This is a genomic window from Rhodococcus aetherivorans (assembly GCF_025722975.1).
GTDB classification, from domain to species: Bacteria; Actinomycetota; Actinomycetes; order Mycobacteriales; family Mycobacteriaceae; genus Rhodococcus; species Rhodococcus aetherivorans.
Window position 1 is genome coordinate 812,076 of the sequence record NZ_CP106982.1, and the last position, 22,063, is coordinate 834,138.

Below are 22,063 nucleotides of genomic sequence, written 5' to 3' on the forward strand. Positions count from 1 at the left end.
CAGGTTGGTGGCCATCGGTCTGCCGTCTCCATACGGTGGTTGTCATACATCGACTTCAAGGTGGAGGTAGAGGTAATCGTGGGCAGCACAGCAGTGACCGATCGGACCGAGGTCGTCGTCGTCGGTTCGGGCTTCGGCGCGCTGGCAACGGCGAAGAAGCTCGCCAAGGCCGGGACGCCGTTCGTCCTGATTTCGGAGACCACCGAACATCTCTTCCAGCCCCTGCTGTACCAGGTCGCCACCGGCGTGCTCTCGGCCGGCGAGATCGCCCCGTCGATCCGCTCCATCCTCGCCAAGTACCCCAGCGCGGACGTCCGCCTCGGCCGGGTCGTGGACGTGCGGCCGGACGTGCACGAGGTCGACTACGTTGCCGGCGGCGTCGTCCACACCGTCGGGTACCGCTCGCTCGTCGCGGCGACGGGTGCGCGCCAGGCCTACTTCGGCCGCGACGAGTTCGAGAAGGTCACCTACGCCCTCAAGACCGTCGAGGACGCCGAGCGGCTGCGCCGGCAGATCCTGCGGTGCTTCGAGGAGGCACACACCACCACCGACCCGGAGCGCCGCCGCAACCTGCTGAGCTTCGTGGTCATCGGTGCCGGCGCGACGGGCGTCGAGCTCGCCGGCCAGATCAAGGAACTCGCGGGCCGCTACTTCGAGCAGTCGTTCCACGACATCAGCGCCAACGACGTCTCCGTCACCCTCGTCGAGGGCGCGGGCGAGGCCCTCCCGGCCTTCGGTGGCAAGCTCAGCGAATACACCAAGCAGTCGCTGGAGAAGTCGGGTGTCGACGTCGTGCTCGGCACCTTCGTCACCGACATCGACGAGCACGGTGCCACGCTCAAGGCGGGCGACGAGGAACGCCGGATCACCGCCGAGACGATCATCTGGTCGGCCGGCGTGCGCGCCAACGACTTCGCCGGAGTCCTCGCCGAGCGCACCGGTTGCGCCACCGACCGTGCGGGCCGGCTGCTGGTCAACCCGGACCTCACCGTGGGCGGCTACGCCGACGTGTACGCCATCGGCGACATGACGTCGCTGAACAACCTGCCCGGGCAGTCGCCCGTCGCGATGCAGGGCGGCCGCCACGTCGCGCGGACCATCCTCGGCAAGCAGCCGGTGGGCACCCGATTCAAGTACCGGGACAAGGGCAGCATGGCCATCATCAACCGCTTCCGCGCGATCACCCGCGTCGGAAAGATCGAGCTGAGCGGCTTCATCGCCTGGGTGCTGTGGCTGGCCGTGCACCTGGTCTACATGGTGGGCTTCCGCAACCGCTACGTCGCGGTGATGTCGTGGTTCGGATCCTTCCTCGGTCACCGGCGCCCGCACTTCCACTATGCGCAGGAGCAGCACCGGCTCGACGCCGATGTCCCCGACGACGTGACCGTCACCGCTGTACCTGCCCGGGTCGACCGCGCTCCCGAGAAGAAGCCGGAACCCGAGAAGGTCAGCGTCCGATAGGACGACTCGACGAGAACCGGGCCCCGTGCCGTTCACTGCGAACGGCACGGGGCCCGGTCTTCTCGCTGCCCCTGCCCCCTGCCCCGGCCTCTGCCGCGCATCCGCACCCGGGTGCAGTGCGTTCGCCGGGAATGCCGGGAGACGTGTGTGGTTGGATGCGGCATGACGACTCTTGCCGAGAAGGCCGTAGCGCTGAAGTCTCTGCACGTTCCGGGTGACCCGGTGGTGCTGCCGACCGTGTGGGATGCCTGGTCGGCGAACCTGGCGGTGCAGGCCGGTTTCGCCGCGTTGACGATGGGCAGCCATCCGGTGGCCGACTCGGTCGGCAAGCCGGACAACGAGGGTATGACGTTCGAGGAGCTGCTGACCCGGGTCCGGCAGGTCACCGCAGCGGTCGACGTCCCGATCTCGGTGGATGTGGAGGCCGGTTACGGCGAGGCCCCCGCTCGGATCGTCGAGGGGCTGCTCGGGGCGGGCGCTGTCGGATTGAACGTCGAGGACACCGTGCACAGTGAGGGCGGCCGGCTGCGCGAGCCGGCCGAGCACGCCGAGTACGTGGCCGGGTTGCGTGCCGCCGCAGACGCCGCCGGTGTGCACCTGGTGGTCAACGCCCGCACCGACCTGTTCGTCAAGAAGATCGGTGCCGAGTCCGACCGGGTGGACCGGGCGATCGACCGCCTGAAGCTGGCCGCAGATGCCGGCGCCGATGTGCTCTATCCGGTGGGCTTCCACAGCGACGAGGTCCAGCGGCGCCTGACGTCGGAGCTGCCGTTGCCGGTCAATGCGATCGCCCACCCGGCGAAGAACGATCTCGCGTCGCTCGCTGCCCTCGGCGTCGCCCGGATCAGCTTCGGGCCGCTGCTGCAGGCCACCCTGGCCGAGCGGGCGGGTGAGCTGCTGGGGCGGTGGCGCTGAACGATCGCGCAGCGCGCGTTCGCCGGCCGGGTGACTCCGCCGACGTCCCACTCCGCACCGCTCGGCGACCGCCGACGATCGTCCGTCACGGCTCCGTCCGCGCCGCCAGCACGTCCAGGTAGTGCTGGTTGTACATCACGCCGAGCACGTTGCCGAACGGGTCGACCACCGAGGCGGTGACGAATCCGGGGCCGTGCTCGACCGGCTTGTCGTGCACCGTCGCACCCATCGATTCGAGCCGCTCGAGGGCGGCCGCGGGATCGTCGACGTGCCAGTAGGTCGTCGCGGGGCCGGGCTGCCCGGGGCGCTCGTGGGCGACGAACCGGCCGTCGACGATCCCGAGTTCGTGCCCGTAGTCGCCGGTGCGGAACTCGAGGTATGCAAGCCTGCCCTCGACGGAGCGTCGGAAGTACGGCTCGACGCCGAGCAGTTCGGTGTACCAGGCACCGGCGGCCGTCAGGTCGTCGGCGAAGAAGCTGACGGTGGAGAGTCCTCGCAACATGGCTCGTTCCTTTCCTCGGGGGGGTGTCGACATCCATCCTGCGGGCGAAAGCGCTCACCTTCCGAGCACTTTTCGTGAGACATTTCGGGGATGCGCGCCGACCGTCTCGTCGCCGTCCTGCTGCTCCTGCAGAGCCGTGGGCGGGTGACCGCCGCCGAGCTCGCCGCCGAACTCGAGGTGTCCGTGGCCACTGCTCGCCGCGACCTCGAGGCGCTGTCCGCGGCGGGGATCCCGGTGTATCCGCAGCCCGGACGCGGCGGTGGGTGGTCGCTCGTCGGCGGCGCCCGCACCGACCTCAGCGGGCTCTCGACCGCCGAGGCGCAGGCACTGTTCCTGCTCGTCGGCCCCGCGGCGGCCGTCTCCGGTGAGGTCAAGACCGCCCTGCGCAAGCTGGTGCGGGCGCTGCCGTCGACGTTCCGGGCCGACGCCGAGGCCGCTGCGGACGCCACGATGATCGATCCCACCCGGTGGGGCGCGCGAGACCGGCACCGGCCCGAGACGGTCGATGTTCTGCAGGCCGCCGTCGTGCGGCGACGGAGAGTGCGCCTCGTCTACACCGACAGCGCGCGCGAGCGTAGTGAGCGGCTGGTGGACCCGTGGGGTCTCGTCGACAAGGACGACATCTGGTACCTGATCGCGGGGACCGATCGCGGCCAGCGCACCTTTCGCGTCGATCGGATCGTCCGGGCCGAACCGACCGACGAACCGGCCGCGCGCCCGGACGGCTTCGCGCTCGACGCCGCGTGGCGGCAGGTCGTCGGCGAGGTCGAGCAGCGGCGGTCACGTACCTGGGCGACCGTCCTGCTCGCGGCCCGGTTCGTGCCGATCCTGCGCGACCACTTCGGCCGGCACTGCCACGCCGCCGGCGAACTCGGCGACGGGCGCGTCCGGGTCCGCGTCGCCGCACCGACGCCGCTGGACATCGCTCGCACTCTCGCCGGCTGGGGCGCGATGATCGAGGTGACCGAACCGCCTTCCGTCCGGGCGGAACTCGCGCGGATCGGCGCGGAGCTCACCGGCCGCTACCGCGATCCGGAAAGCACCGGTGCGGCACCGGAACGGGACTGCCGGTAGATCCGGCTCGCGGAAGAGGTGCAGGTCTCCCGTGGTGGCGAGGATCCGGCGTGCCGTGCGGGTATTCGGTGACATGGACGATCGGCGGGTCGAATCGGCTTGTGCGAGAAGAAGTGACGTGGCCGGCGAACGGCGGCGATTCGTACGGCGTCCCCTCCGTCGCGCCCGCACGGCGCGGCCCGCCGTGCGTGGCCGGACGGGATCCCGGTCGTGCCGGGGGTAGACTCCCGGCATTGTGGGAGAGCCTGGGGATCGCGACGCCGTGGACGCCATCGTCGCGCATTGGGCCGTGGCCCGTCCCGAACTCGACGTGTCGGGGCTGAAGGTGTTCGGTCGTCTCCACCGGAGCTTCCTCGTCTACAAGTCCCGCATCGCGCCCACGTTCGAGGAGCACGGGATCAACGATTCGGGGTTCGACGTTCTCGCCTGCCTGCGCCGCGCCGTGCCGCATCATCGGCTCACCGCGGGGGAGCTGGCCGACCAGACGCTGGTCACCACCGGCGGGCTGTCGCTGCGCGTCAATCGGCTCGAGCAGGCGGGCCTGGTGACCCGATCGAAGGACAGTCAGGACGCCCGGGTGGTGTATGTCGAGCTCACACCCGCCGGTGCCGCGCTCGTCGACTCGGTCGCCGACGCGCACTTCGCCAAGTTGCGCGCGATGCTCGGCGACCTCGACACCGGCGAGCGCGAGACGCTGGCGCGCCTGCTCGCCCGTCTGGAGCACTCCGCCCGAGCGGCCGAGTTCGAGGACTCGGGCACCGGTGTGGGCGTGGACTCGGACGCCGATCGGCCGGTCTGACGCCGCAGTCGGGCGTCCGCCGAGAAAAATTTCGGGATCTCTATGGCGCCCGCCACACCGCTGTGACCTGCGTCTCCTCCGTTTCGGCCCCGTAAATCCGGCGTAACGAGCGGCTGATCTGGGCATTCTGCTATTGACCTCTTTGCGCTAAGACGATACAAATCTCTTAGTGCAAAGATATCGACTCGGCGCGCACCACCCTCCGGCTCCGCGAGCAGCGTGGTCCGCGTCCGTCCCGACCGAACGGACCTCCCTCATGCCCATTGCTTACGCGTCCCCTCTCCAGGTGGGACCCGCCGAGCACGAGCCCGAGTCCGTCGACACGGTCGACGAGATCCTCGTCGCCGGCCGATGGCAGCGTGGACTCGGTGAGTGCATCGAGTCCGTCGACCCCGCCACCGGCCGGGTCTTCGCGAGCCTGCACACCGCGACCGTCGACGACGTCGACCGGGCCGTCACCGAAGGTCTGCGCGCCGCCCGCGGCGGGTGGTCGGCACTGCTCCCGCACGAGCGTGCACGGGTCCTGCACCGCGTCGGCAACGCCCTCGACGACGAGGCCGAACGGGTGGCACGGCTCCAGACCCTCGACACCGGCAAGACACTGACCGAGACCCGGGCCCTGGTTGCCAGCGCCGCCAACACGTTTCGTTACACCGCGGCCGCACTCGAGACGATGGACTCCGCACTGACCACGCCCCGGGGGCCGTGGTTGACCATGTCGACGTACCAGCCGATGGGCGTCGTCGCCGCGATCACGCCGTGGAACTCACCGATCGCGTCCGACGCCCAGAAGATCGCCCCGGCCCTCGCCGCCGGCAACGCCGTCGTGAGCAAGCCGCCGGTGTGGGCGCCGTGGGTGACGCTGCGTCTCGCCCGCATCTGCGAGGCGGCCGGGCTGCCCGCGGGGGTGCTCTCGGTCCTGCCGGGATCCGGGCGCACCGTCGGCGAGGCGCTGGTCCGGCACCCGGACGTCGCCAAGGTCACCTTCACCGGCGGCACCGAAACCGGCCGTCACCTCGCGCATCTCGCCGCCGACAAGCTCATGCCGATCACGCTCGAACTCGGCGGTAAGTCCCCGACGATCGTGTTCGAGGACGCCGATCTCGAACAGGCCCTCGCCGGCGTCCTCTACGGCGTCTTCTCCTCGTCCGGGCAGAGCTGCATCGCCGGATCCCGGATCTTCGTCCACCGCAGCATCGCCGAGACCTTCACCGGCGAACTCGTCCGGCGCGCAGCGGCCCTGCGTCTCGGCCCCGGCACGGACCCGCGCACCCGGGTGGCTCCGATGGTCACCTTCGCGCACCGGGACCGGGTGGCCGCGATGGTCGACGACGCCGTCGCCGCCGGGGCCCGGGCGTTGTGCGGGGGCGCGATCCCGGCCGACGAACGGCTCTCGTCCGGCGCGTACTACCCGCCCACGGTGCTCACCGGAGCCGACAACGCCGCGACGATCTGCCGCGAGGAGGTCTTCGGTCCGGTGGCCGTCGTGCTGCCCTTCGACGACGAGGAGGACCTGATCGCGCAGGCGAACGACTCGGTATACGGGTTGGCCTGCGGCATCTGGACCTCCGACTACCGGCGGGCGTGGCGCGTGGCCGGCGCGGTGAAGGCGGGCACCGTCTGGATCAACACCTACAAGCAGTTCAGCATCTCGACGCCCTTCACCGGTCTCGGCGACAGCGGTCTCGGCACCGAGAAGGGACGCGAGGGCATCCGCCAGTACTGCGATCAGAAGAGCATCTACCTCGACCTGTCCGGCGAACCGATCGCCTGGGCCACCCCCGACCCGACAGAAACCCGAAAGGACTTTTCCCGGTGACCGATTCGATTACCGCGACCCACGACCGCACCGCCCACCCGTACAGCCCCGCCTACGCCGTCGCCGGCTTCGGGTTCGTCTCCGGCGCCCTGTCGGTCGACGAGCACGGAATCGCCGTCGACGGTACGACCCCCGCCCTCGACGCCGCGATCGCCCGCCTCGGCGAGCGCCTCGCGACCATCGGCATGACCCTGGCCGACGTCGTCAAGACCACGTACTTCGTGACCGACGTGACGCTCCGCGACGAGGCGAACCGCCACTACGAGAAGGTCTTCGCCGAGCCCCGGCCCGCCCGCTCGTTCGTCGAGGTCGCCGCCCTGCCCTACGGCGCCACCGTCGAGATCGAAGCCGTCGCGCATCGCGCCTGAACCCCCACCGCACGAAAGGACCCACCGTCATGGCCGCACCCGAGAAGACCACCGTCGACCTCGAAGCCCTCATCGACTCCTGCATCGCAAGCCGCGACAGCCGCTACGAGGACTGGGACACCCTCGGCTTCCAGGCCGCCAAGGGCGGAGATCGCTTCAAGCGTGCCCAGATCCGCTACATCGGCTCCGGTGCCACCGGCAACCACGAGGGCGACGCCCGCACGCTGCCCGCCGAGCACTTCACCCTGTCCAACATGCGGCTGCCCGCCGGTGCGGTCGGCCCCGAGCACACCCACCACGACGTCGAAGAGGTGTTCTTCGTGCTCGAGGGTGAGCTCGAGGTCGCGGTCCACGACGTCGAGGACGGCACCCGGAAGGCCGTCCGCCGGCTCGGCTACCGCGACATGATCCGCGTTCCCGCCGGCGTGCCGCGCAGCCTCGCGAACGTGGGCGACACCGACGCCCTGTTCTGCGTGATCATCGGCGCCGCGAAGCCGCAGCTGCCCACCTACCCGCCGAGCTCGGAGATGTACGGCGTCACCCGCTGACGCCGCCGAGAAGACCCTCCACCGACAGGGAGATCACCGATGGAGCAGTCCGTCCGACGTCGCCTCCGCGTCCACCAGAAGACCTGGGAGGCAGACGGAGTCACCAGCGTGACGTTCGTCGATCCGACCGGTGCGCCGTTGCCGCAGTGGCAGCCGGGCGCGCATCTCGCCCTGCACCTGCCGAACGGTGTGGTGCGCGAGTACTCGCTGTGCTCGGATCCGCGGGACACCACGCGCTGGACGGTCGCCGTGCTGCGCGCCGAGCGCTCCCGCGGGGGCAGCGCCTACGTGCACGAGTCGCTGCAGATCGGCGCGGAGATCGACGTCGACGGACCGCGCAGCGCCTTCGCCCTCGACGCCGCCGCGACCGACCACGTCCTCGTGGCCGGCGGCATCGGCATCACCCCGATCGTCGCGATGATGCGGGAGCTGCGGGCGACGGGACGGCCGTGGCGCCTGCTCTACGCCGGACGCTCCCGGCGGGCCATGGCGTTCGTCGACGAGATCGCCGCCCATCCCGCCGAGCAGGTGACCGTCCACGCCGACGACGAGGCCGGGGGCCTGCCGGACCTCGCCGGGCTGCTGTCCGGCCTGCCGCCGACCGCCGTCGTCTACTGCTGTGGCCCCGCCCCCCTCATGGACGCGGTGGCCGCGACCGTCCCGGACCCCGGTCAGGTACGCACCGAACGGTTCGCGGCCCCGGAACCGGCGCCGCACCAGGGGGAGGACACCGCCTTCGACGTGATCGTCGAGAGCACCGGCCGCCGCATCCCGGTGCCGCCGACCGTGTCGGTGCTCGACGCCCTCGCCGCCGCCGGTGTGCCCGTACCCAGCTCGTGCACCGAAGGCATCTGCGGGACGTGCGAGGTCGGGGTGATCAAGGGCGACGTGGACCACCGCGACTTCCTGCTCACCGAGTCCGAACACGCCGCCGGATCGACGATGTTCCCGTGCGTGTCCCGTTGCCGCTCCGCCGAACTCGTACTGGATCTGTGAGAAGGGAACCGGAACGCATGTACCACCACCAACTTCCGCGCTACAGCGACTCGCCCGTCTGCCGGCTGCGCGCCCTGCGCTCGGTGACCCTCTCGGTGCCGGACCCCGCCGCGTCGCGGGACTTCTACCACGAGGCCTGGGGACTGACGACCGTCGATGCCGACGGCGACCGATTCTGGCTGCGCGCCACCGGACCCGAGCACCACGTGCTCGCGGTCGAACGGGCCGACGTCAACGCGCTGGGACGCATCAGCTTCGCCCTCGCCACCCCCCGCGAGGTCGACGACGCCGCACTGGCCCTCGACCGGCTCGGCATCCCGCTGCTGCGCACGCCGGGCCCGCTCGACGACGCCGGGGGCGGCTACGGCCTGCAACTGGTCGATCCGGAGGGGCGGTGCCTCGAGTTGTCGGCCGACACCCACGCGGTGACCGAGCAGGAACCGGCCGGCCGCCGGGCCATCCCCCGCAAGATCGCCCACGTCGTGCTCAACACGACCGACATCGAACGCACCACCGCCTTCTACACGCAGGTGCTCGGCATGCGGGTCTCCGACTGGTCGGAACGGCAGATGTCCTTCCTCCGCTGCAACTCCGACCACCACGTCATTGCGCTCAACCAGGCGTCGTGGCCCTCGCTCAACCATGTGGCGTACGAGATGCAGAGCCTCGATCACTTCATGCGCGGCATCGGCGGGCTCCGGGCGCACGGCATCGCGCCGCAGTGGGGCCCGGGCCGGCACGGCCCCGGCGACAACACCTTCTCCTACTTCACCGACCCCGCGGGCCTGGTGTGCGAGTACACCTCCGAGGTCGCCCAGATCGACGAGGACGCCTGGCTGTGCCGCACGTGGAAGCGCACACCGGAACTGTCCGACCAGTGGGGGACGGCCGGGCCACCCACCACGACCGTGCGCGCCGCCATGGCTGGCAGCCCCGACCCGGGTCACCGCGACCGCGTCGAGGCCCGCGACGCCGACTACTTCTACGGGGCCGGCGTCGCGGCCGGAGCGCCGTCGTGACCGCGGACGCCGCGGTGACCGGGCACCTGCACGTCGAGCGGTTCGGGACGGGGGAGCCGGTGCTCCTGCTGCACGGCATCGGCGGCAACGCGAACTCGTGTGCACCGCTCGCGGCGGAACTCGCCGCCCGCGGACACGCGACGTACCGGCTCGACGCCGCGGGGTACGGCCGCTCCGCCGACCCGGTCGACGTCCGGCACGACCACGCGACGGACGTCCTGGACGTCCTCGACGACATCGACCCGGTCCGGCCCGTGCACCTGGTGGGCACGTCGTGGGGCGGAGTCGTCGCACTCGAGGTCGCGCGGCGCCGGCCCGACCGGGTGCGCACGCTCGTCCTCGCCGACAGCACCCGGGGCTCGGGCACGTCGCCCGAACGCGCCGCCGCCATGCGCGACCGTGTCCGCGCCCTGCGCGAGGCCGGCGCCGACCGGTTCGCGGCGGAGCGGGCACCGAAACTCACGGCGCCCGGAGCGCCCGGCGCCGTCCGCTCACGCGTCGCCGCCGACATGGCCGCCGTGCGCCTCGCCGGATACGCGGCGGCCGCGGAAGCCATGGCGACCACCGACCACGGGCCCATCCTGCCCACCCTGACCGTCCCCACCCTGGTCCTCGTCGGCGACCACGACGTCGTCACCGGCGTCGCCGAATCGCAGCTCCTGGCGGACGCGATCCCCGGGGCACGGCTCGTCGTCGTCGCCGATGCGGGTCACGCGGCGATCCAGGAGCAGCCCCGCACGGTCGCCTGCGAACTCGTCCGATTCTGGGAAGGAGCCGCGTGATGAGCGGAACCGTCGTGGTGACCGGGGCCGGCCGCGGCCTCGGCTACTGCATCGCCGAGCGGTTGTGTGCCGACGGACGCCGGGTGGTGATCGCCGAGCGCAACGCGGACACCGCCGAGGGCGCCGCCCGTGCCCTGCGCGAACGCGGCGGCGACGCGATCGCGGTGGTCACGGACATCGCGGATGCCGGCTCCGTGCGTGCTCTCGCGTCGCGACTGGCGGACGAGGGGCCGCTGACGGGCCTGGTCAACAACGCGGCCATCGCCGACGGCGTCGGCGGGGACGCGTTCTGGGAACTGTCCGAGAGCGAATTCGACCGCATCACCTCGGTCAACGTGCGCGGCACCTGGATGGTGACCAAGCACCTGTGGCCGCTGCTCGCCGCCAACCGGGGCGCGATCGTGAACATGGCGTCCGACGTGGCCTTCTACGGATCGCCCCGGCTGATCCACTACGTCGCCTCCAAGGGCGCCGTCGTCGCGATGACCCGTTCGATGGCCCGGGACGCCGGCCCGCACGGGGTGCGGGTCAACGCCGTGGCCCCCGGGCTCGTCCGGGTCGAGGCCACCGAATCCGTTCCCGCCGCCCGCTATGCCACCTACGCGCAGGGCCGCGCCCTCCCGCGTGACCAGACCCCCGAGGACGTCGCCGGGGTCGTCCGGTTCCTCCTGTCGGAGGACGCCGCCTTCGTCACCGGCCAGACCGTCGTCGTCGACGGCGGATTCGTCCTGAACTGACCTGCTCGCCCGGCGAGCACCCGAACCCCACGGAGATCCCATGGACCTGCACCTCACCGGACGCACGGTGATCGTCACCGGCGCGAGTTCCGGTGTCGGCCTCGCCACCGCCCGGATGCTCGCCGCCGAAGGCGCCCGAGTGGCACTGTGCGCGCGGGACCTCGACCGCCTGCGCGCCGCCGCCGGCACGTTGGCGGCCGACCCGGCCGATGTCCTCACCGTCGCGTGCGACGTCACCGACCGGAACTCCGTGCAGGCCTTCGCCGATGCGGTCGTCGACCGGTTCGGGGGGATCGACGGGGTGGTGTGCAACGCCGGGCGCTCGCTGATGTCGACGCTCACCGACACCACCGACGAGCAGATCCGGGACGAGTTCGAACTCAAGATCTTCGGCGCGCTGCATCTGATCCGCGCGGCACGGCCGGCGCTCGCGAAGTCCGATGCGGCCTCCGTGGTGATCGTCAACGCGATCCTCGCGCGGCAACCCGAGTTGCGGCTCGCCGTCACCTCGGCGGCCCGTGCCGGACTGCTCAACCTGGCGCAGTCCCTGTCCGGGGAACTCGCACCCGACGGCATCCGCGTCAACTCCGTGCTGCTCGGCCTCGTCGACACCGGTCAGTGGCAGCGCCGCCACGCCGAATCCGGCGACGGCCGCGCCTTCGACGAGTGGAGCGCCGAGATCGCCGCCGACCGCGGGATCGGACTGGGCCGCTTCGGAATCGCGGACGAGGTCGCCTTCCCCGTCACCACCCTGCTCTCACCCCGCAACAGCTACGTGACCGGCGCGACCGTCGACGTCGGCGGCGGTGTCGGGCGCTACGTCTGACCCGCCAGTGGTCATCTGCATCGGAGGAAACATGGACACCCCCTCATCCGCGCCGGGTCGGCGCGCCACCGGCGGCGACGTCCTCGTGTCGGTCATGCGCCGGCACGGCATCGACACCGCGTTCGGCGTCGTCAGCATCCACAACCTTCCCCTCGTCGAGGCCGTCGCCCGCGACCTGAACTTCGTCGAGGTGCGGCACGAGGCCGCCGCGGTCAACGCCGCGGACGGGTACGCCCGCGCCTCGGGCCGCATCGGCGTGGCGCTGACGAGCACCGGCACCGGCGCCGGCAACGCCGCCGGATCGATGATCGAGGCCCTCACTGCCGGCAGCCGCGTCCTGCACGTGACCGGCCAGATCGAAAGCGAATACCTCACGCCCGAACCGGCCGCGTCGAGCCGCGGCGTGATCCACGAATTTCCCCGGCAACGGCAGATGCTCGACGCCGTCTCCCGGTACGCGGCGACGATCACCGACGCCAAGGACGCCGAGGCGGAACTCGAGGCCGCGATCGCCCGCATCCTGTCGGCACCGCAGGGACCCGCCAGCGTCGAATGGCCCACCGACCTGCAGTATCTGGCGTCGCCGGACGAACAGCGAGCGGCGGAGGCCCGGATCGCACAGCCACCGGCCCCCAATGCTGCTGCGCTGGAGCGCGCCGCCGCGGTGCTCGCCTCCGCCGAGCGGCCCCTGCTGTGGCTCGGTGGGGGCGCCGCCGGCGCCGGCGACGAACTGCGCGCCCTCGCCCACCGGCTCGGGGCGGGGATTCTCACCAGCAACTCCGGACGGGGCATCGTGTCCGAGGACGACGACCTCGTCGTCGGGAACTTCGCGGCGTCCCCCGAGGTCGCCGGGCTCCTCGCCGACGCCGACGTCCTGCTCGCCGTCGGAACCCACTTCCGGTCCAACGAGACCAAGAGCTACCACCTCACGCTGCCTGCGACGCAGGTGCAGATCGACATCGATCCCGCCGCGATCGGCCGGGTGTATCCGGCCACGGTCGGAATCGTCGCCGACGCCCGCACGGCACTGCGTGGCATCCTCGACGCGCTCGACGGCACCGTCCGGCGCGACGAGTGGGCGGCCCGGGTTCAGGCGGCGCGGAAGCGCAGCCGGGCCGCGCTCACCGCATACATCGGCGGCTACGCCGAGATCTGCGAGGGCATGCGCCGCGTGCTGCCCCGCCGGTCGGTGGTCGCCCGCGACGTGACGATCCCGTCCAGCCAGTGGGGCAACCGCCTGCTGCCGTTCTACGAGCGCGAGACCAACATCTTCCCGCTCGGCGGCGGCATCGGGCAGGGCCTCGCCATGGGGCTCGGCGCGGCCCATGCCCGCCGGGACGTTCCGACGGTCGTGATGGCCGGGGACGGGGGTCTGGCCGTGCACCTCGGCGAGCTCGCCTCGCTCGCCGGGTCCGACGCCTGGTGCGTCGTGCTGGTGTTCAACGACGGCGGCTACGGCGTTCTCCGGAACATGCAGGAGGCCAACGGTTTTAGTCGGTCCGGGGTGGACCTGCACACGCCGCGGTTCGATCTGCTCGCCGCCTCGATGGGCATGCCGTACACCCTCGTGCAGCGGCCCGGCGTCTTCGAGTCCGCGTTCGGGGAGGCGATCGCGACGCGCCGGCCCGCGCTGGTCGAGGTCGACGTGACCGCCCTCGACCCGCAGCCCGGACCGTTCGTGCCACCGGTGCACGTGCCGACGGGAGGTGCCCGATGACCCCGCGGATTCGCGCCGAGGCGGCCTGGTGGACCGACGGGCAGGCCGCCGCCGCGCTGCGCGACGGCCGCGCGGTGCACCTGTACGCCGCGGGCGCCGACGCCGAACCCGCCCTGCGCGCGGCCGATCGTCACGGCGACCTGCTGCGCAGCCTGATCCTGGCCGATCCCGCGTGCGACGTCGACGCCGTCGCCGGCCTCCTCGGCCGGATCACCGTCCCCACGCTGGTGGTGGCCTCCGCTCTCGGCGACGACACCGATCTGTCCGTACCGCAGCGGCTCGCGGGCGAGATCGACAACGGAGTCTTCGTCGTCGTCGACGGATGTCCGGCGCCCGTCCACCTCACCCGGCCCGAGTCCTTCACGGAATGGGCGAGCGCCTTCGCCGCCATCGCCGAGGGACTCGCCGCCCGCTACCGGTCCGGGCTCGCCGCCCCCACCCCCCACATCGAAGGAGTTCTCGCGTGAACCGCACTGCGACGGCACGATTCACAGAACCGTACCTGGAACCACGACAGACCCATCCCGATCCGCTGACCCCCTACGAGGACAAGCTCGCCGGGTCACTCATGGAGATCTTCGGGACCGGCACCCACGACCTGCCCGGTGTCGTCGAGGGACTCAACGGCCTGGGCCTGCACGGCCCCGACGGCCGGCCCTGGACCGAGGACACCTTCCGCGCCGAAATGCGACGACTGGGGAGATGACATGACCACCTTCGAGACTGCACAGACCACCACCAGCGGCGCCCCGCGCCCGGCCGGACCGCGGTTCGCCGTCGGCACCCGCCGGCCGATGGACGCCGACGAGATCGCGGCGACCGGCCTGCGCGACCGCTGGTACCCGATCCTTCCGTCGCGCATGGTCGAACCGGGCGCGATGGTCAAGGTCACCCGCCTCGGCGTGGACTGGCTGCTGTTCCGCGACGCCCGGGGCGCGGTCCACATGCTCGAGGACCGGTGCCCGCACCGCAGCGCCCCGCTGTCGGTGGGGCAGCATCTCGGTGACCGCGTCGCCTGCCTGTACCACGGCGTGCAGGTCGACGGAACCGGCACCGTCGTCTCCGTGCCCGGCATGCCCGGGTGCGCGCTCGAGGGCAAACGCGCGACCGCCTCGCTGTCGGTGGTCGAGGCCGCCGACACGATCTTCGCGTTCGTGCCCCTGACCCACGACTCCGTGCCGACGCCGTTCGTCCTGCCGGACCGGCTCGCGGACGAGGAGGTGTCGTGGTTCCCCAACTACGCGGAGTGGGCCGGGCCGTGGCGCTTCTACATGGACAACGTGCTCGACCCGATGCACGGGGCCTTCCTGCACCGCAACTCGCACTCGATGTTCGGCGGCGACACCTCGGCGCGGTTCCGGATCCGCGAGACCGACCGCGGGTTCTTCTTCGAGAAGACCGACCAGCGCGGCGTGAACTTCGACTGGGTCGAGTTCGTGCGCGGATCCATGGACTACGTGGACCTCGAGATCCCCTACGCCCCCAATGCCGGTCCCGGCGGCGTGTTCGGCATCGTGGGCATGTGCACCCCGATCGACCGGGACCACTCCGCCATCTTCCACTGGCGCACCCGGCGGGTGTCGGGCTGGGAACGGGAGGCGTGGCGCTTCCTGTACCGGACCCGGCTCGAGGAACGGCACTGGGAGGTGCTCGAACAGGACCGTGCCGTCCTGGAGGCGCTGGCCGCGGATGCCGACGTCGAGGAACACCTCTACCAGCACGACCTCGGTGTCTCCCGGATCCGCCGGATCTACCGGGCCGACGCGAAGCAGCAGGCGGCGGTGCTCGCGGGAGTGCCGGCGTGAGCGGCGGGACCATGATGCTCACCGTGGTCCTGCGGCACGATCAGAGCCGGAACCTCGAACAGTTGCAGGGCCGGCTCGACGACGCGGACTGGTGGCACGGGTTCCCGCCCGAGGGGTGCGAGGTCGTCTCGTGGGTGGTCGCGATGGGGATCGGGCAGATCGTGACCTTGCGGCTGCCCGCCGATCGGCTGGCCGCCGTCAACGTCGAACTCGAGCGCCGCGCGTGGGGCGTGTTCCGCACCGAGTGCTACCCGACTTACGACTTCGTGCCGGTGCGGGAGCGGCTGACCCGCGAATCCGACGAACGTCGCGGCGCGGTGCTCCGATGACCCGGGTGGGACACCCGGCCGTCCCGGAGCCGCCGCGGCCGGACATGTTCAGCAACGCCCGCGTCGTCGGCCGGCACTTCTTCGTCTCCGGCATGCACGCCGGCACCCCCGACGGTCCCGTCGGCGGTGCCGACGTCTACCGCCAGGCGCGGGAGGCGTTCCGACGCACCCGCGCGCTGGTGGAAGCCTGCGGCGCGCAGGTCGACGATATCCTCGCGCTGCGCATCTACGTCACGGACATCGGAGCCAAGGCCGCCGTCGGGCGGGCCCGCGCCGAGATGTTCCGCGGCGATTTCCCGTGCTCGACCCTGGTCGCGGTGTCGGCCCTGGTCGAGGACGGCCTCAGCGTCGAGGTCGAAGCACAGGGGATCATCTCGGCGGCCGCGACGGCGGACGCGTAACCTTCTGATTCGACGCCCCTGGCAGGGCATCGACCGACCCGAGGACGCCACCATGCGCGGACCCAACACCACATCGTCCACTTCCCGAACCGACGAGGCAGCGCCGAACTGGCCCGTCCTCGTCCTGACCTTCGTCGCCGTCGTCCTCGACGGTTACGACACGATCGCCCTGGGCCTGTCGGTCCCGGCGCTCGCGAAGGACTGGGACGTCGCCCCGTCCCACTTCACCCCCGCACTGTCCCTGACCAGCGTCGGCGTGGCACTCGGTTACCTCGCCTGCGGCCGGATCGTCGCACGGTTCGGCGCCCGGCGCGTCGTGCTGGCCGCGGTGGTGGTGTTCACCGTCGGCTCGCTGCTGACCGCGTTCGCGTCGACGATCACCGAACTCACCGCCCTGCGCGTGCTGACCGGCCTCGGCCTCGGTGCGGTCCTGCCGGCGGCCGTCTCCCACGCGACGGCCCTCAATCCCGCCCGGCTGCGGCAGTCGATCGCCGTGTTCGTCACCATGGGCATCTCCCTCGGTGCGCTGATCGCCGGGGTGCTGGGCACGCGCCTGATCGGCGCGTTCGGCTGGGAATCGGTGTTCCTCGTCGGCGCCGCGGCCTCGGCCGTCCTGTTGCCGCTGCTGTGGATCGGCCTCCCCGACGGACGCGCCGCCGTCGGCGAGCCCGCGCCGGCCGCCGCCGCGACCGCGTCGGCGGTGCGCGAGGCGTCCGTCGCGCGCCTGTTCGATCCGGGGCTGCGGAGCCGCACGCTGCTGCTGTGGGGCTTCTCGTTCCTGATGTTCACCGTGTACTACGTCTTCTCGTCGTGGTTGCCGACGCTGCTGACGAGCTACGGGTTCTCGGCTGGGCTGGCACCGTTGGGCTCGGCCGCGCTCGGGGTCGGCAGCATCGTCGGTGCGGCGGTCCTCATGATCGGTGCGCTGCGGTTCCGGATGTCGTCGGTGCTCCTGGTCACCACGTCGCTGGCGATCGTCTTCCTCGTCGTGTCCGCGTTCCTCGGTCCCGACAAGGTGCTCTTGCTGATCGTGTTCGGCGGCGTGGGTCTCGGCATCCAGGCCGGCATGATCGGTCAGACCGCGCTGTCGGTGTCGATGTACCCGCAGGGGACTGCGACGACCGCGGTCGGCTGGTCCGCGTCCATGGGACGGCTCGGCTCGGTCGTCGGCCCGGTGGTGGGCGGCGCGCTCATCGGCCTCGGCGTCCCGACCGGCACCATCGTGCTGGTGGCGTGCGTTCCGGTCCTGGCCGCCCTGGTCCTCATCGCGGTGCTCGGCTGGATCACCGCTCCGAAGACCCTCTCGAAGTCGGCACCGCCGGCCGTGCCCGCAGGCCGCTGACGCGGCCGGTGTGTCCTTCGGGCTGCTGGAACAGCCCGAAGGACACACGGGCGTTTACGCCCTCTCGAACACCGCGGCCAGGCCCTGGCCGCCGCCGATGCACATCGTCTCGAGGCCGTAGCGGCCCTCGCGGCGGTCGAGCTCGCGCAGCAGGGTGGCGAGGATGCGGCCGCCGGTCGCGCCGACGGGGTGGCCGAGCGAGATGCCCGACCCGTGGGGGTTCAGGCGCGCGTCGTCGGGCTCGAGGCCCCAGCTGCGGGTCACGGCGAGGGTCTGCGCGGCGAACGCCTCGTTGAGCTCGATCACGTCCATGTCCGCCAGGCTCAGGCCGAGGCGGCCGAGGGCCTTCTCCGTGGCCGGGACCGGGCCGATGCCCATGGTGCGCGGCGGCACCCCGGCCACCGCCCAGCTCGCCAGCCGGGCCAGCGGGCGCAGGCCCAGCTGCGCGGCCTTCTCGGCGGTGGTGACGATCGCCAGCGCGGCACCGTCGTTCTGACCGCTGGCGTTGCCGGCGGTGACGGTCGACTCCGGGTCGATCCTGCCGCGGATCGGGCGCAGCTTGGCGAGGGATTCGACGCTGGTGTCGGCGCGCGGATGCTCGTCGGTGTCGACGACGAGCGGATCACCCTTGCGCTGGGGCACGGCCACCGGGACGATCTCCTGCGCGAACACGCCGTCCTTCTGCGCGGCCACGGCGCGCTGGTGCGACTGGACCGCCAGGGCGTCCTGGTCGGCGCGGCTGATGGCGAACTCGGCGCGCAGGTTCTCGGCCGTTTCGATCATGCCGCCCGGCACGGGGAAGTCGCGGCCGCCGGCGGTGACCCGGGCGCGGGCCAGACGATCGGACAGGGCCACGGCCTCACCCTTGACACCCCAGCGCATGCCGGTGGCGTAGAACTCGGCCTGGCTCATGGACTCGGCACCACCCGCGAGGATCAGGTCGCTGCCGCCGGACTGGACCTGCATGACGGCCTGCAGGACGGCCTGCAGGCCCGAGCCGCAGCGCCGGTCGACCTGCTGGCCCGGAACCTCTACGCCGAGACCGGCGTTGAGGGCGGCGACGCGGCCGAGGGCGGGAGCTTCCCCGTTGGGCGAGGCCTGGCCGAGGATCACGTCGTCGACGTCGGAGCCGGAGATACCGGTGCGGGCGACGAGCTCGCGGATCACGGTGGCGGCGAGGTCTTCCGGTGCGACGTCCTTCAGGACGCCACCGAAGCGGCCGACGGGGGTACGGAGGGGTTCGCAGATCACTACGTCGCGCATGGCAGTTTCCTTGTCGATATTCGGGGTCAGTGCTTCTGGGTCCGGGCGAGATCGGCCGAGATCGCCGCTGCCGTCTCGATCACGGCGGGCACGAGTTCGCTCCGCACGGCGTCGAGGCTGTAGCGGGCGGCCTGGGTGGAGATGTTCACGGCGGCGACGACGCCGCCGGAGGCGTCGCGGATGGGCGCGGCCAGCGAGCGGAGCCCCTCCTCGAGTTCCTGGTCGACGATGCAGTAGCCGTCGCGCCGGATCCGGTCGAGCTCGGCGCGCAACCCGTCGGCCGTGATCAGGGTGCGGGAGGTGAGCGGCTCGAGCGTCGCGGTGGCGAGGTAGGCGTCGAGTTCGGCGGGGGAGAGCCCGGCGAGCAGGACGCGCCCCATCGAGGTGGCGTGCGCGGGAAAGCGCGTGCCGATGGTGATGGAGACGGTCATGATGCGGCTGACCGGAACCCGCGCGACGTAGACGACGTCGCCACCGTCGAGCACCGACACCGACGTCGACTCGTGGACGTTCTTCGCCAGCGCCTCGAGGTGCGGGCGTGCCACCTCCGGCAGCGTCAGGCTCGACAGGTAGCTGTAGCCGAGCTCGAGCACGCGCGGGGTCAGCCAGAACTGGGAGCCGTCCGTACGTACGTATCCGAGCTCGACCAGCGTGAGCAGGAACCGTCGCGCGGTGGCCCGGGTCAGGTCGGTGGCCCTGGCCACCTCGCTGAGGGTGCGCCGGGGGTGCTCGGCGTCGAACGCCTTGATGACGGACAGTCCGCGCGCGAGCGACTGCACGTAGTCCGGCGACGCTGCGGTCGCCGCGATCGGGTCGCCGTCGGTGATCGTCATGGTGTGGTGCTCCCCTCGCCGTCTGCGAGCGCCTGCCTGCCGAGCGCGAACGCCCGGTTGCTGTTCGGCACTCCCGCGTAGATCGCGGTGTGCAGGAATACTTCCACGAGCTCGTCGGGGTCGAGACCGGCGCGCAGGGCCGCCCGGATGTGCATGTCGAGTTCGTGCTCGTTGCCGACGGCGGTGAGGATCGCCAGCGTCAGCAGCCGGCGGGTGTGATGGTCCAGTCCGGGCCGGGACCAGACGTCGCCCCACGCGGTGCGGGTGATGAAGTCCTGGAACGGCTCGGTGAACTCGGTGGCCGCCGACATCGCCCGGTCGACGTGCGCGTCGCCGAGCACCGAGCGCCGCACCCGCATGCCCTGTTCGAAGGCGGCGGTGCGCTGCGCGCCGGCCGGGATGACGCGGGCGATGTGCTCGCGGATCAGGGCGGTGATCCGGCCCGCCTGTTCGACGTTGGCCAGGTGCGCGCCCGGGTCGACGACGTGGAAGGCGGCGCCGGCGATGCCGTCGGCGATCTGCTCCATGACGGCCGGCGGGGTGGCCGGATCCTGCTCGCCGGCGACGACGAGGGTCGGCGCGACGATGCGGGCGAGGTCGGGGCGCCCGTCCCACGTGGCCAGCGCCTCACAGCACGCGGCGTAGCCCTCGTCGCTGGTGCCCGCCACCATCTCGACGTGCCGCGCGACCAGGTCGGGGTCGCGTTCGGCGAGGCCCGGGGTGAACCAGCGGCCGACGATGGACTCGGCGATGGACGCCAGCCCGTCGGCGCGGACCGTGGCGGCGCGGTCGAGCCACGGCTGGGCCGGGGCGAAGGCGGCGGACGTGCACAGCAGGGTCAGGGTGCGGACGCGTTCGGGGTGATGCGCGGCGAGCCACTGGCCGACGGCGCCGCCGAGCGACAGGCCCACGAAGTGCACCGAGCCGAGGCCGAGCGAGTCGAGCAGCGCGACGACGTCACTGCCGAGATCGGCCATCGTGTAGGGACCGGCGACGACGGGGGACTTGCCGTGCCCGCGGTGGTCGACGGCGACGACGTTGGCGATCGGGGACAGCGCGGTGATCTGCGGCGCCCACATCGACAGGTCGGAGCCGAGCGACCCGAGCAGCACCACCGGGGGAGCGGTGGGGTCGCCGTGCTGTTCGTAGTTGAGCGTGACGGTCATGCCTGTCCTCCAAGGGGCCGGTCGGCGGTGGTGTCGTGGTGGGCCAGGGCACGGTCGACGAGGTCGCCGGCGTGGCCGAGGTAGCGGGTGGGGTCGAGCAGGGCGCGGACCCGGTCGGCGCCGAGGTGCTCGACGATGCCGGGATCGCGGTCGAGCGGAGTGCCGGCGCGGGCCGCCGCGGTGACGATCTCGCGCGCCGAGCCGGTGTGCTCGGACAGCGCCGCGGCGACCTTCTCCGCGAGGATCGCCCCGCCGGTGAGTTCGAGGTTGCGGGTCAACGCGTCGGCGTGGACGTGCAGCCCGGTCAGGCTGACCGAAAGCTGATGGGCCGCACCGCCGGTCAGCCGGAGCAGGTCGGTGAGCGTCTCCCACTCGGCATGCCAGGCGCCCGCGGCGCGGGCGAACTCGTGGTCCGTCGACGCGAGGGCGGTCGCGACGAGGCCGGGCACGCGCCGCGCGGCCGCCCGGGCGGTGATCGCCGCGACCGGATTGCGCTTGTGCGGCATCGCCGACGATCCGCCCGGCGCGTCCTCGCTGACCTCGCCGAGTTCGGTTGCGGCCATGAGGACGACGTCGGTGGCGGGCTTGGCGACCGCGCCGGCGGCGATCCCCAGGGCGGCCGCGAGCCCGGTCACGGGGGTACGCGCGGTGTGCCACGGCACGAGGGGCCTGGCCAGCCCGAGCAGGTCCGCCAGGGTGTCCGCGAACGCGAGGCCGTCCGGGTGCACTGCGGCGAGAGTGCCTGCTGCGCCGCCGTATTGGGCGGGCAGCGAGACGAGGGCGCGGTCGAGCGAGGCGGTGGCGTCGTCGAGCGCGACGAGCCACGTCGCGGCGAGGGCCCCGAACGTGGTGGGCAGCGCCTGCTGCCCGAGGGTGCGCGCGACCATCGGGGTGTCACGGTGCCGGCGGGCCAGGCGTGCCGTCGCCTCGGCGGCGCCGCGCAACTCGGCGACGACGAGCCGGCCGGCCTTGTGCGCCAGCAACATCAGCGCGGTGTCGAGGACGTCCTGGCTCGTGGCCCCGACGTGCACCGCGGCGGCAGGGGCCTGCGCGCGCTCCCGCAGGATCTTCACCAGGGGGATCACCGGATTGCCCCCGGCCGCGGAGAGCCGGCCCAGTTCGGCCGGGTCCAGTTCGCGGGTGAGTTCCCCGGCCGCCGCGGCGACGGCCGTGACGTCGGCGGCGGTGGCGCGACCGTGCTTCTCGGCGGCGCGCGTGATCGCCACCTCGACGTCGAGCAGGGCGGCGATCCACGCCCGGTCGGACAGCAGCGTTGCGAGGTCGCCGGCCCCGAACACAGGGTCGAAGAGGGCGCCGCGGGTGTTGTCGGACTGCGCCGGCACGGTCAAGGCACGCTCCCG

The 22,063-nt window shown here is 72.1% G+C and carries 24 protein-coding genes; 19 read left to right on the plus strand and 5 right to left on the minus strand.

The features are described from left to right. Window positions 1-93 precede the first annotated feature (93 nt). Together OCS65_RS03800 and OCS65_RS03805 are read left to right on the plus strand one after the other, a co-directional pair. Complete coding sequence (locus OCS65_RS03800; RefSeq protein WP_263510359.1) at window positions 94-1,461, plus strand: NAD(P)/FAD-dependent oxidoreductase; 1,368 nt, start codon at window positions 94-96, stop codon at window positions 1,459-1,461. Window positions 1,462-1,623: 162 nt separating this feature from the next. Beyond that, window positions 1,624-2,376 (plus strand): isocitrate lyase/PEP mutase family protein, encoded by a 753-nt coding sequence (locus OCS65_RS03805; RefSeq protein ID WP_006938316.1) that lies wholly within the window; start codon window positions 1,624-1,626, stop codon window positions 2,374-2,376. 85 nt (window positions 2,377-2,461) lie between these two features. On the opposite strand, the gene OCS65_RS03810 is transcribed toward OCS65_RS03805, so the two are convergent. Next, window positions 2,462-2,878 carry a VOC family protein gene (locus OCS65_RS03810; RefSeq protein WP_006938318.1) on the minus strand — a complete coding sequence of 139 codons (417 nt, stop codon included), beginning with the start codon at window positions 2,876-2,878 and terminating at the stop codon, window positions 2,462-2,464. Between the two features lie 90 nt (window positions 2,879-2,968). Between OCS65_RS03810 and OCS65_RS03815 the strand changes: the two genes are divergently transcribed. The 17 genes from OCS65_RS03815 to OCS65_RS03895 all read left to right on the plus strand — a co-directional run bounded on the left by OCS65_RS03815 (window position 2,969) and on the right by OCS65_RS03895 (window position 17,440). After that, complete coding sequence (locus tag OCS65_RS03815; protein WP_263508845.1) at window positions 2,969-3,952, plus strand: helix-turn-helix transcriptional regulator; 984 nt, start codon at window positions 2,969-2,971, stop codon at window positions 3,950-3,952. Between the two features lie 262 nt (window positions 3,953-4,214). Beyond that, window positions 4,215-4,751 (plus strand): MarR family winged helix-turn-helix transcriptional regulator, encoded by a 537-nt coding sequence (locus OCS65_RS03820; RefSeq protein ID WP_029546502.1) that lies wholly within the window; start codon window positions 4,215-4,217, stop codon window positions 4,749-4,751. 256 nt (window positions 4,752-5,007) lie between these two features. Beyond that, entirely contained in the window at window positions 5,008-6,570 is a 1,563-nt protein-coding gene (locus tag OCS65_RS03825; RefSeq protein WP_044476066.1) for an aldehyde dehydrogenase, read from the plus strand. After that, complete coding sequence (locus tag OCS65_RS03830) at window positions 6,567-6,938, plus strand: RidA family protein (RefSeq protein WP_006938326.1); 372 nt, start codon at window positions 6,567-6,569, stop codon at window positions 6,936-6,938. Before OCS65_RS03825 ends, OCS65_RS03830 begins: the two co-directional genes overlap by 4 nt. Window positions 6,939-6,967: 29 nt before the next feature. Then, the gene (locus OCS65_RS03835; RefSeq protein ID WP_006938328.1) at window positions 6,968-7,486 is read left to right on the plus strand and encodes a cupin domain-containing protein; all 519 of its coding nucleotides are present in this window, start codon (window positions 6,968-6,970) and stop codon (window positions 7,484-7,486) included. Between the two features lie 108 nt (window positions 7,487-7,594). Then, entirely contained in the window at window positions 7,595-8,482 is an 888-nt protein-coding gene (locus OCS65_RS03840) for a PDR/VanB family oxidoreductase (RefSeq protein WP_044476068.1), read from the plus strand. Window positions 8,483-8,499: 17 nt separating this feature from the next. Continuing rightward, window positions 8,500-9,501 (plus strand): VOC family protein, encoded by a 1,002-nt coding sequence (locus OCS65_RS03845; protein WP_263508848.1) that lies wholly within the window; start codon window positions 8,500-8,502, stop codon window positions 9,499-9,501. Further along, entirely contained in the window at window positions 9,498-10,283 is a 786-nt protein-coding gene (locus OCS65_RS03850; RefSeq protein WP_235431130.1) for an alpha/beta fold hydrolase, read from the plus strand. Before OCS65_RS03845 ends, OCS65_RS03850 begins: the two co-directional genes overlap by 4 nt. Continuing rightward, a complete protein-coding gene (locus OCS65_RS03855) occupies window positions 10,283-11,020 on the plus strand; it encodes an SDR family oxidoreductase (protein ID WP_029546497.1) in 738 nt (245 codons plus the stop codon). Before OCS65_RS03850 ends, OCS65_RS03855 begins: the two co-directional genes overlap by 1 nt. Window positions 11,021-11,060: 40 nt before the next feature. After that, window positions 11,061-11,846 carry an SDR family oxidoreductase gene (locus OCS65_RS03860; RefSeq protein WP_029546496.1) on the plus strand — a complete coding sequence of 262 codons (786 nt, stop codon included), beginning with the start codon at window positions 11,061-11,063 and terminating at the stop codon, window positions 11,844-11,846. 31 nt (window positions 11,847-11,877) lie between these two features. Beyond that, entirely contained in the window at window positions 11,878-13,563 is a 1,686-nt protein-coding gene (locus OCS65_RS03865) for a thiamine pyrophosphate-binding protein (RefSeq protein WP_251549841.1), read from the plus strand. Next, complete coding sequence (locus tag OCS65_RS03870) at window positions 13,560-14,030, plus strand: alpha/beta fold hydrolase (RefSeq protein WP_050036047.1); 471 nt, start codon at window positions 13,560-13,562, stop codon at window positions 14,028-14,030. Before OCS65_RS03865 ends, OCS65_RS03870 begins: the two co-directional genes overlap by 4 nt. Further along, window positions 14,027-14,269 (plus strand): recombinase-like helix-turn-helix domain-containing protein, encoded by a 243-nt coding sequence (locus tag OCS65_RS03875; protein ID WP_029546493.1) that lies wholly within the window; start codon window positions 14,027-14,029, stop codon window positions 14,267-14,269. The genes OCS65_RS03870 and OCS65_RS03875 overlap by 4 nt, the downstream gene beginning before the upstream one ends. A gap of 1 nt (window position 14,270) precedes the next feature. Further along, on the plus strand, window positions 14,271-15,368 hold the full coding sequence (locus OCS65_RS03880; protein WP_029546492.1) for a Rieske 2Fe-2S domain-containing protein: 1,098 nt from the start codon (window positions 14,271-14,273) through the stop codon (window positions 15,366-15,368). 11 nt (window positions 15,369-15,379) lie between these two features. Beyond that, window positions 15,380-15,697: a hypothetical protein gene (locus OCS65_RS03885; RefSeq protein ID WP_043802519.1), complete on the plus strand. Its 318-nt coding sequence runs from the start codon at window positions 15,380-15,382 to the stop codon at window positions 15,695-15,697. Beyond that, the gene (locus OCS65_RS03890) at window positions 15,694-16,098 is read left to right on the plus strand and encodes a RidA family protein (RefSeq protein WP_029546490.1); all 405 of its coding nucleotides are present in this window, start codon (window positions 15,694-15,696) and stop codon (window positions 16,096-16,098) included. Before OCS65_RS03885 ends, OCS65_RS03890 begins: the two co-directional genes overlap by 4 nt. Window positions 16,099-16,150: 52 nt before the next feature. Beyond that, window positions 16,151-17,440 (plus strand): MFS transporter, encoded by a 1,290-nt coding sequence (locus OCS65_RS03895; protein WP_043802454.1) that lies wholly within the window; start codon window positions 16,151-16,153, stop codon window positions 17,438-17,440. A 54-nt stretch (window positions 17,441-17,494) separates the two neighbouring features. On the opposite strand, the gene OCS65_RS03900 is transcribed toward OCS65_RS03895, so the two are convergent. Genes OCS65_RS03900 through OCS65_RS03915 form a run of 4 tightly spaced genes read right to left on the minus strand, consistent with a single transcriptional unit; the run spans window position 17,495 to window position 22,051 of the window. Next, the gene (locus tag OCS65_RS03900) at window positions 17,495-18,703 is read right to left on the minus strand and encodes an acetyl-CoA C-acetyltransferase (protein WP_050036045.1); all 1,209 of its coding nucleotides are present in this window, start codon (window positions 18,701-18,703) and stop codon (window positions 17,495-17,497) included. A gap of 26 nt (window positions 18,704-18,729) precedes the next feature. After that, window positions 18,730-19,536: an IclR family transcriptional regulator gene (locus OCS65_RS03905; protein ID WP_050036044.1), complete on the minus strand. Its 807-nt coding sequence runs from the start codon at window positions 19,534-19,536 to the stop codon at window positions 18,730-18,732. Continuing rightward, window positions 19,533-20,702 carry a bifunctional 3-oxoadipate enol-lactonase/4-carboxymuconolactone decarboxylase PcaDC gene (pcaDC, locus tag OCS65_RS03910; RefSeq protein WP_263508854.1) on the minus strand — a complete coding sequence of 390 codons (1,170 nt, stop codon included), beginning with the start codon at window positions 20,700-20,702 and terminating at the stop codon, window positions 19,533-19,535. Before pcaDC ends, OCS65_RS03905 begins: the two co-directional genes overlap by 4 nt. After that, a complete protein-coding gene (locus tag OCS65_RS03915; protein ID WP_168580233.1) occupies window positions 20,699-22,051 on the minus strand; it encodes a lyase family protein in 1,353 nt (450 codons plus the stop codon). Before OCS65_RS03915 ends, pcaDC begins: the two co-directional genes overlap by 4 nt. Window positions 22,052-22,063 lie beyond the last annotated feature (12 nt).